Consider the following 10505-nt stretch of genomic DNA (forward strand, 5'->3'; position numbering starts at 1 on the left):
GACGCTGAGCCCGGCTCAGCTGAACGGTCAGGTCCTGTCGGTGACCCAGACCGATCCGGTTAACCACGTGTCGCCAGCCGCCAGCTACACCGCGGCCGACGTCACCACGCCGGATGCACCGACCAACCTCGCGCTCTCTGTCAACGGTCTGACGTTGAGCGGGCGTGGTGAAGCCGGTGATACGGTAACGGTCAAAACCGCTGCGGGTGCCATTCTCGGCACCACGGTGGTTCTGGCTGACGGCAGCTTCTCCGTAGGTCTGAGCGCGGCTCAGCTCAACGGTCAGGTTCTGACAGTGACGCAGACCGACCCGGCGAACCACACCTCACCGACCGCCAGCTATACCGCGGCCGATGTCACCACCCCGGATGCGCCGACTAACCTCGCCATCTCTGCCAACGGGCTGGTGATCACCGGTAGCGGCGAAGCCGGCGATACGGTCACGGTGAAAAACGCCGGGGGTACCATACTCGGTACCGGTACGGTGCTGGCTAACGGCACGTTCAGCGTCACGCTGAACGCGGCGCAGACCACCGGGGCAACGCTGTCGGTAACGCAGACTGACCCGGCTAACCACACCTCCGCAGCCGGTACGGTGCTCGGTGTGATTAACGTGGTGGCGGCAAATGATGCGGCAACGCTGAATTACACCACCACCCTGTCCGCGCCGGTGACCACCGCAATCACCAGCGTGAGCGGTAGCTCGCTGGCGAACGTCGGTCTGGGCAACGTGCTGAACCTCAGCCTGCTGAACGCCAACCAGTACCTCAGCCTGAGCGTGGGTGCAGGTTCGACGCGTACCCTTGACCTGGTCGGTAAACTGACCAGTCTGTTGAGCGTCGGTACGCTGACGGAAGACCTGGTGGTGTACAAGTTCAACGCGACCTCTAACCAGTGGGAAGTGTATGACCGTGCATCGAACTACGTTTCGCTGACGGCCACGCTGATTAACCTGGGCAACAGCAGCACCGGTGCCGCTCACTCCGTCACGCTGACCTCCGGTCAGTACGCGGTGGTGATGGGTGCCGTCAGTACCAACGTCACGCTGCTGATGAATAACACCATCACCACCAGCAATGACCGTACCACCACAGAACTGACCGGCACTGGCAACACCAGCAGCGGCAACGTTCTGACCAACGACACCAGTTCTGCGGCGGGCAACATCCCGACGGGAACCGCGGTGACCTCGGTCAACGGTACGGCGGTCACGGCTGCGGGCACCACCATTGCCGGTGCCCACGGTACGCTGGTAATTAAGTCAGACGGTACTTACACCTACACCCTGACTTCCGGTGTTAACGCGGCGCTGGCGACAGGTACGGAGCACTTTACCTACGTCATCACCACGCCAAACAACGGCACCAGCACCGCAACGCTGAATATCACGCTGACCCACGGAGCAAGCGCCACCAGCTTCAGTCTGCTGTCAACCGACACAGACTCGTTGGATGCGGACAGCCTCGTGACCGCCAGCGCGCTGCAGACCACCACCACGGTTACCGGCAACGTTCACAGTGGCGACACTGCGGACCATACCGGCAGCACCCTGGCGATCGGCGGCACGACGCTCAGCGAAACGGGTACCACCGCAACCACGGTTGACGGCCTGTACGGCACACTGACTATCAACGCAGACGGCTCTTACAGCTATGCGCTGAATGAGGGTATCGCAGCAGCGGATATCACTCAGAAGGAAGTGTTCGAGTTCAGCCTGACCGAGGCCAACGGCACGACAACTGCGGAGACGCTGACGGTGGATCTGGCTCAGACCCTCACCGGCACCGATGCAGCTGACCAGCTCAGCGGCAGTGCTTACGACGACACCTTCACCCTCGGTGGCGGCGCGGATACCGTGGTGTTCCATCTGCTGGATGCAGAGGACGCCACGGGTGGCAACGGCGTGGATACCATTACCGACTTTACCGTCGGTCAGGACCACATCGATGTCTCCGAGCTGCTCGAAGGCTGGGATGGTTCAGCGGATACCATCGGTAACTTCGTCTCTGTGGAACACAAAGACGGCAACACCGTGGTCTCCATCGACCGTGACGGCACCGACGGCACCCAGTTCAGCTCTACCGAACTGGTCACGCTGGAGAACGCCACCGTTACCCTGGAAGAGTTGTTACAGCAGCAGAACAACACCGTGTCTTAACGGCGGGGTGAGGATGAAAACGGGCACAGGGACGTGCCGCTAAGGATTTGCCAGGGGCCGGTGGCGACTGCCGCCGGTCCCCTGTTTCCTGTTAAGGGTTAGCTGAAGGAGTAATTGGGATTGTTACATGACAAAAAAGTACCTGGCCGTATCAAAGGGCAACACGTCAGACAGCAACAACAGCAAACAGGAAAAACAATGACGTCAAGATTTCGTCACGGTAAACGCAGCGCGGCAGCCCTTCTGATGCTGACCGGCGCACTTATTCCTTACCATTCAGCCTTCGCCGAAGCGCTGGATGAAGACTCCCCCGCGCGCATCAGCGCCAATCGTTTAGTCCCCCAGCAGGATCTGCCCAGCCTGACCGGCGTGGTCCCCGAGCAGTTTCAGGATAAAAGCCCACCGACGCTGAACATCAGCCAGGCGGTGCAGCGCGCCGTGCAGTGGCACCCTGATATTGCCGAACAGGTGGGAAAACTGTTTGAGCAGGACGAGCAGGTGAACTACGCCCGCTCCAAATACTATCCGCAGATTAGCGGCGGCATTAACAACAGCATTGCCAACAACTACGCCGGCCACGGCTACAGCCCCGGCCTGGTGTTATCCATTTCACAGATGCTGTATGACTTTGGCAAAGTCGACAGCTCGGTGCGTTCCGCCAGTGCCGGCGTGGCGCAGCAGCAGGCTAACGTACTGGTGTCCATCGATAAAATTGGCCACGATACCGCCGCTGCCTTAGTCCAGGTGCAGGGTTACCAGCAGCTGGTCAACATTGCCCAACAGCAGTTAGATTCACTGAACAGCATCGGCGGCCTGGCGCAGCAGCGCAACGATGAAGGGGCCAGCTCGCTCTCCGACGTGGTGCAGACCAACACCCGTATCGAAGGCGCACGGGCGACCTTAATGCAGTACCGTGCCAACCTCGACCGCTGGCGCGCCACCCTGGCCACCTATCTCGGCTGGCAGGCGGTCAATAAAGTCAGCGACGATTTTCCGAAAAAACTGCAGAACGCCTGCCAGGTGATGCAGCCGGATGACCGGCTGATCCCGACGGTGCTGGCGGCCTGGGCGGCGGCCAATAAAGCGCAGGCCGGCGTCGATTACGCCAACGCCCAGCGCATGCCGACCATCTCGCTGGAGCCGACGGTCACCCACTACCTTAACGATAAGTATCCGAACAGCGCCACCATCGATCGCACCCAGTACTCCGCCAACCTGAGAGTGGAGATGCCGCTGTACCAGGGCGGCGGGCTGGACGCCACACGCAACGCCGCCCAGCATACGCTGGAAGCCGCCAACGCCCAGGTGCGCTCCGCCCGCCTGCAGGCGCGTCAGCAGCTGAGCGCGTCGCAGAATGAGGCGCTCAGCCTCAGCACCACCCTGGCGATCCAGGCACGCCAGCAGGCGCTGGGCCAGAAAACCCGCGAATTGTATCAGCAACAGTACCTGGAGTTAGGTACCCGTCAGCTGCTGGACGTGTTGAACGCCGAGCAGGAAATTTACCAGTCACGTTTTACCGAGCAGCAGACCATCGCCCAGTTGCGCACCCTGCAGCTGGACTGTCTGTACAGCACCGGCCATATTCGCAGTGCCTTTGCTCTGGATAACCAGACCATTCAGCAAGTGGAGATCCAGCCATGAGCCAGGTGATACAGGAACCGCAGGCGGACGCCGACGACGGCGAAAAAAGCCCGATCAACAGCTGGGTTGCGGCGATCGGGCTGATCGCCGCGCACTACCGGCTGGAGTACTCGCCCGGAGGCCTGAAGGCCGCCGCCGGCTGGCAGCAGCAGAAGCCGCTGGCAGCGACGATTAAAAATCTCGGGCGTCAGGCCGGACTGAACGCCCGGCTGCTGGATGCACGAGAGGACGAGATCTCCAGCTGGCGACTGCCGCTGGCGGTTGAGTTAAAGGATGGCCAGGTCGGCGTCATTGAGCGCTTCGACGGTAAGGACACCGTCGGCATCAACTTTATCAACGACGCCCAGCTGGTCACCGAAGTGTCGTTCAGCGGGCTGCTGCCGGATATCCGCCACGTGGCCGCCTTCCGCCCGATTGCGGTAGCCCGCGACGTGCGCGCCGACAGCTATGTGCAAACCTACAAGCCGGACTGGCTGAAAAGCCTGGTGCTGCGCGACCTGAAGCCTTACTGGTACGTGATGCTGGCGGCGCTGATCATCAACACCCTGGCGTTAGCCGGTATCGTGTTCTCGATGCAGGTGTACGACCGGGTGATCCCGGCGCAGTCCTACCCGACGCTGTACGTTCTGTTTGGCGGCGTGCTGATCGCCGTGTTCTTCTCCTTTATGATGCGCCAGACGCGCAGCCACATTACCGACATCCTCGGCAAGCGTGCCGATATCCGCGTCTCCGACCGGGTATTCGGCCACGCCTTACGGCTGCGTAACAGCGCCGTGCCCCGCTCCACCGGCAGCTTTATCTCCCAGGTGCGCGAGCTGGAGCAGGTGCGCGAGATGGTCACCTCCAGCACCGTCTCGGCGATCGTCGACCTGCCGTTCTTCTTCCTGTTTGTTGTCGTGCTGGCGATTATTTCACCGCACCTGGCGTGGATCGCGCCGGTTGCCGCGGTGCTGATGATCGTCCCCGGCCTGCTGCTGCAGAAAAAACTGGCGGGGCTGGCGCGTCAGGCGACGATGGAGAGCACCCTGCGTAACGCCATTCTGGTGGAGAGCCTGCAGGGGCTGGAAGATATCAAGCTGATGCAGGCCGAACAGCGCTTCCAGCAGCAGTGGAACAGCTATATCCAGATCACCGCGCAGTCCGGGGTCAGAACCCGGCATATCACCCAGGGGCTGATCAACTGGGGCAGTACCATTCAGAACCTGGTGTACGCGGTGGTGATCGTGATCGGCGCGCCGATGGTGATTGAAGGTCAGATCACCACCGGTGCCATCGTCGCGGCTTCCATGCTCTCTTCCCGTATGGTTGCCCCGATGGCCAGCCTGTGCGGCGTGCTGGCGCGCTGGCAGCAGGTGAAATCGGCCAAAGAGGCGCTGGACGCGATCATGCAGCTGCCGGTGGAAAACGGCGGCGACGAAGCGCGGGTGCACTGCGCCTCGCTGTACGGCGACTACCTGTTCAACTCGGCGGTGTTCCGCTATGACCCGAAATCCCGCGTGGACGCGCTGCGCGTTGCCAAGCTGCAGATCCGCCGCGGCGAGCGCATTGCGGTACTGGGGCGCAACGGTGCCGGTAAATCCACCTTCCTGCAGGCGCTGGCCGGCGGAATGGATCTGGTCTCCGGCGAACTGCGGCTGGACAACCTCAGCCTGCCGCATATCGACGTCGCCGACCTGCGGCGCAATATTGGCCTGCTGACCCAGAACGCCCGCCTGTTCCACGGCACGCTGCGCGATAACCTGACCATGGGTGCCCCGCACGCGCGCGATGAAGATATCTTTGCCGCCCTTGAGGTGTCCGGCGGCGCGGAGTTTATCAAAAAGCTGTCGCTGGGGCTGGAGCATAAAATCATGGAGGGCGGGCTGGGGCTCTCCGGCGGCCAGCGCCAGTCGGTGCTGCTGGCGCGCATGCTGCTGCGCGATCCGAATATCGTGCTGCTGGACGAACCTACCGCCTCGCTGGATGAACACACCGAACGGGACTTTATCCAGCGGCTCAACGGCTGGCTGGACGGCAGAACGCTGATTGTCGCCACCCACCGCGCGGCGGTGCTGGAGCTGGCCAACCGCGTGCTGGTGCTGAAAGAGGGTGCGCTGGTGATGGATGCGCCGAAAGAGAAGGCGATGAACCGCGCCCATGAGAAGCAACGCAATCAGGAGCTGAGCGATGAAAATAAAACTGCCTGACGCTAACCGCTTTGACGGTGCCACCATCTCGCTGGACACCGACCTGGATAACACTAACAGCGATGAGAGCAAGCTGGCCGGTTCGGTGCGCGTGGTGTGGATGGCCGCTGCCCTGCTGCTGGTGGCCGGCACCTGGGCCTGGTTCGGTACCCTGGATGAGGTCTCCACCGGCACCGGCAAGGTGATCCCCAGCTCGCGTGAGCAGGTCCTCTCCTCGCTGGACGGCGGCATCCTCGCCGGGCTGAGCGTGCGCGAAGGCACCGAGGTCAAAGCCGGGCAGATCGTCGCCTGGCTCGACCCGACCCGTTCCGAGTCCAGCGTCGGTGAAAGCGCGGCGCGCTACCGGGCGGCGCTGGCCTCGGCCACCCGCCTGACCGCCGAAGTCAACGATGAGAAGCTGACCTTCCCCGCCGAGCTGGAAAAATACCCTGACCTGCTGGCCTCCGAGCGCCGCCTGTTTAACACCCGCCGCGCGCAGATGACCGACTCGGAGCGGCAGATTAAAGAGTCGCTGGACCTGGTAAAACGCGAGCTGACGCTGACCGAGAGGCTGGCCAACAGCGGTGCCGCCAGTAACGTGGAGGTGCTGCGCCTGCGCCGCACCAAGGCCGACCTCGACCTGAAGCTGACCGACCTGCGCTCGCAGTATTACGTGCAGGCGCGCGAGGAGCTGGCGAAAGCCAACGCCGAAGCCGCCTCGCTCACTGAGGTGATCAAGGGGCGCAGCGACTCGGTACAGCGCCTGACCGTGCGCTCGCCGATGCGCGGCATCGTCAAAAATATCAAGGTCAACACCATCGGCGGGGTGATCCCCCCGAACGGCGATCTGATGGAGATCGTGCCGCTCAACGATCAGCTGCTGATTGAAGCGCGGCTGTCGCCGCGGGATATCGCCTTTATCCACCCTGACCAGAAGGCGATGGTGAAAATCAGCGCCTATGACTACGCCATCTACGGCGGACTGGACGGCGTGGTCGAGTCGATCTCCCCCGACACCATTCAGGATGAGACCAAACCTGAAATCTACTACTACCGCGTGTTTATCCGCACCAACGTCGACTTCCTGACCAACAAGCTGGGCAAACATTTCGCCATCAGCCCCGGCATGGTCTCGACCGTTGACATCAAAACCGGCGAAAAAACCATCATCGACTATCTGTTCAAACCGTTTAACCGGGCCAAAGAAGCACTGCGCGAGCGCTAATCATCTCTGGAGGAGAAGATATGTTATTAAGCACGTTATTACAGGCAGCCCGCCAGCCGGCGGAAAACTTAGTGGTCGCCGCATTACCGGAAAATTACCCGCAGTGGGTGCTGTTTTTTAGCGTCAGCGACGGTCAGCAGCAGGCCCATACGCAGATCGCCACCGGCAGCAGCTTTGAACAGGCGTGGGCCAGCGGCAGCGCGCTGCTGGAGGCGTGGAACGCAGAACAGCAGCAGGAGATCCGCTGGCTGCGCGTTGACGTGGTCGATGAGGTGATGCCCTGCGCGTGGGGCGAGCTGCAGCGCCGCCTGAGCAATAACAAACGTAACTACTACCGCCGCGGGCTGGCCTTTGACGCCGGTTTTAACGTGGCGATGCTGCCGCAGGAGCTGGGTGCCTGGGCGATTCTGTACGACGCTGCCACGCCGGTGGCGATCCCTAACGCCGGTAACCTGGAAAACTACGGCAAAAAACGTTATGGCACGCCGCTGAGCTGGCCGACCGACGACGAACAGACGCTGTGGACCTTCAACATTCGCGGGCTGTTCGCCGACGCCAGCGGCATCTGGCCGATTGAAAACCAGGGTCGGCATCACGGCTATCGCCGGGTAGAGAACTGGCCGGGGCCACAGCTGCCGGAGGTGATTACCCGCGCCAGCCACTATCTGGCGGGTGAAATCAACGCGGGGGGCGACTTTAACTACGGCTGGTTCCCCTGCTTTGACCGCCCGATCCCCTCGACCAACGCCCTGCGCCACGCCAGCTCCACCTATGCGCTGCTCGAAGGCTGGGAAGTCACCCAGGACCCGCAGCACCTGGCCGCCATTGAACGCGCCCTCGGCCACCTGTGCCGCGACCTGATCCGCACGCTGCGGCTGCCCGACGGCAGCGACGCCGATTTCCTGGTGGACGTCGGCAATGAGATCAAGCTGGGCGGCAACGCGGTGTCGATCCTGGCGCTGGCGAAATACACCGAGCTGACCGGCGATCGGCAGTACCTGGCACAGATGGAGCGGCTGGCCAACGGCATCGGCTCTATGCAGATGGCCGATAAATCCTTCGTCCACGTGCTTAACTACCCGGACCTGACGCTGAAGGCCGCCCACCGCATCATCTACTACGATGGCGAAGCCGCCTTTGCCCTGATGCGCCTGTACGGCATTACCCGCAACCCGCGCTGGCTGCAGCTGGTTGAAACCGCCTTCGATTACTTTATCGAGCAGAAGCACTGGCAGGCCCACGACCACTGGCTGAGCTACTGCGTTAACGAACTGACGCTGTACCGCCCGGAAGCGCGCTACTACCAGTTCGGCCTCGACAACGTGCGCGATCACCTCGACTTTGTCACCCACCGCATCACCACCTACCCGACGCTGCTGGAGCTGATGATGGCGGCACAGCGGATGATCACCCGTATCGCCGCGGACGAGCAGCATCAGGGGCTGCTGGCCGGCTTCGATATGGTGAAGTTCGACCAGGCGCTGGAGGCCCGCGCCCGCTACCTGCTGAACGGCTTCTTCTGGCCGGAGCTGGCGATGTTCTTCCGCAACCCGGGGCGTATCGTCGGCAGCTTCTTTATCCGTCACCACGGCTTCCGCGTGCGCATCGATGACGTGGAGCACTACCTCTCCGGCTATGTCGCTTACCTGAAGTACGCGCGGGCGAACCAGGCGAAAGCGAAGGCCGACGCGCGGGCAAAACGCCTGCAGGCCAGCGACAGCGCCCTGCCCGCCGCGCGGTTAACGCCCGCCGTGCGCGAGCCGCGCATCCTGTTCCTCAGCGAGAACCTGCGTGAGGTGGGCAACGGCATTGAGGTGGCGACCCTGCGCCGCGTCAGGCTGTTTAACGACTACCTGAATCTTGACCCGACGATCCTGATCTCCTCGTTCAATCCGCAGCTGGCTGAGACGGTGGCGCGCTTTAAAGCCAGCGGCAGGCTGCCGCAGCGCACCCGGGTAATGAGCCTCTACGACTGGCTGGCGCCGCTGTGTGACGGCGGCAAACTGGCGCCGCTGACGGCTATCGCCGAGGGGCTGCTGCTGAGAGCGACCGACGCGCTGCCCGGCGGGCTGCACCTGCGGCAGTACGCCCTGCCGGGTCGTGAAAAAGAGCTGTGCTATGAAGATCTGATCGATGCCCGCCAGCGCATCGTACTGCGCAGGCACTACCAGCTGCGTCAGCAGAAAAGCGTGCTGGCTGAAATCGAGGCCGGGCAGCCGTCCGGCCACAGCGTCAGCTGGGCCAGCGAGGCGCTGTTCAACGCTGCGATGGCCGGCATGTGCCTCGACCCGGCGGTGGAGTGGCACTTTGTGGTGGATAAGAACCGCCCGTGGCTGGAGTTTATGCGCCTCAGCCCGCAGAAATACTGCAACGGTACGCTCACCAGCGTGCTGCACTCCACCCATAAGCTGAACGGGCGCCTGAAAGCCAGCTACGCCCAGGTCCTCAACAGTCATCCGGCCTACGACCGCCTGGTGGTGCTGACCGACGAGCAGCAACATGACCTGGTCGCATCCGGTTTCCCGGCCGGTAAACTGAGCGTGCTGCCTAACCATATTGATAACCCCCATGCGGGTAAAAAAGTCAGCAAAGTGAACAGCAAAAACGTGCTCTGTATGGCACGTTACTCGCCCGAGAAACGCCATGAGTCGCTGATCCGCGTGTTTGAAAAAGTCCTGGAGGCGGTACCGGACGCGCAACTCCATACCTATGGCGTCGGCCCGTTGCGTAACAGCCTGCAGCAGCAGGTGGCACAGAAGGGGCTGGCGGCGCAGATCCATATCAACGGCTACAGCGCTGACCTGGCGGAGATCCATCGCCATAGCTGCTGCTCGGTGACCTGCTCCGATCAGGAGGGCTTCTCACTGTTCGGCCTGGAGTCGCTGGCCTGGAGTACGCCGCTGGTAGGCTTCGACGTCGACTACGGACCGCGCGCGCTGATTAGCCACTTCCGCGCCGGTAAGCTGGTGGCGGACGGCGATGAAGACGCACTGGCCGCCACGCTGATCGACCTGCTGCAGCACCCGGGCAAGCTGCGCGCCCTGCGCGCCGGTGCGGTCAACAGCGCCGCGCGCTTCTTCACCCCGGTGATTGCCGAACGCTGGCAGCAGTGGTGGGACGAGATGCGCCAGCTGGCGGCGGAGCGGGCCGGACGGCAGGCTGAGCCTGTGGCGCAGACAAGGACGGCGGTAGAATAACGCCCGCCAACCCGCGCCGCCGCGCGGGTTTTATTATTGCTACTCCGCTTCGCGCCCCGGCAGCTGCGCGAAGAAATCGGCGTAATCCGGCGCGCGCACCTGCGCCAGCACCTCGTCGA

Annotated in this window: 5 protein-coding genes; all 5 read left to right on the top strand. The window is 62.6% G+C overall.

What is annotated here, in order from left to right:
• On the top strand, window positions 1-2158 hold a 2158-nt coding region (locus NV64_RS23535), incomplete at its 5' end, for an Ig-like domain-containing protein (RefSeq protein ID WP_158239920.1).
• Window positions 2159-2404: 246 nt separating this feature from the next.
• Complete coding sequence (locus tag NV64_RS22005; protein WP_056237191.1) at window positions 2405-3799, top strand: TolC family outer membrane protein; 1395 nt, start codon at window positions 2405-2407, stop codon at window positions 3797-3799.
• Window positions 3796-5985 carry a type I secretion system permease/ATPase gene (locus tag NV64_RS22010; protein WP_056237080.1) on the top strand — a complete coding sequence of 730 codons (2190 nt, stop codon included), beginning with the start codon at window positions 3796-3798 and terminating at the stop codon, window positions 5983-5985. The genes NV64_RS22005 and NV64_RS22010 overlap by 4 nt, the downstream gene beginning before the upstream one ends.
• A 100-nt stretch (window positions 5986-6085) precedes the next feature.
• Window positions 6086-7189 (top strand): HlyD family type I secretion periplasmic adaptor subunit, encoded by a 1104-nt coding sequence (locus NV64_RS22015; RefSeq protein ID WP_369814379.1) that lies wholly within the window; start codon window positions 6086-6088, stop codon window positions 7187-7189.
• A 20-nt stretch (window positions 7190-7209) separates the two neighbouring features.
• Window positions 7210-10386 carry a glycosyltransferase gene (locus tag NV64_RS22020; RefSeq protein ID WP_101506790.1) on the top strand — a complete coding sequence of 1059 codons (3177 nt, stop codon included), beginning with the start codon at window positions 7210-7212 and terminating at the stop codon, window positions 10384-10386.
• Window positions 10387-10505 lie beyond the last annotated feature (119 nt).

It is taken from the genome of Erwinia sp. B116, assembly GCF_002865965.1.
GTDB lineage: Bacteria > Pseudomonadota > Gammaproteobacteria > Enterobacterales > Enterobacteriaceae > Erwinia.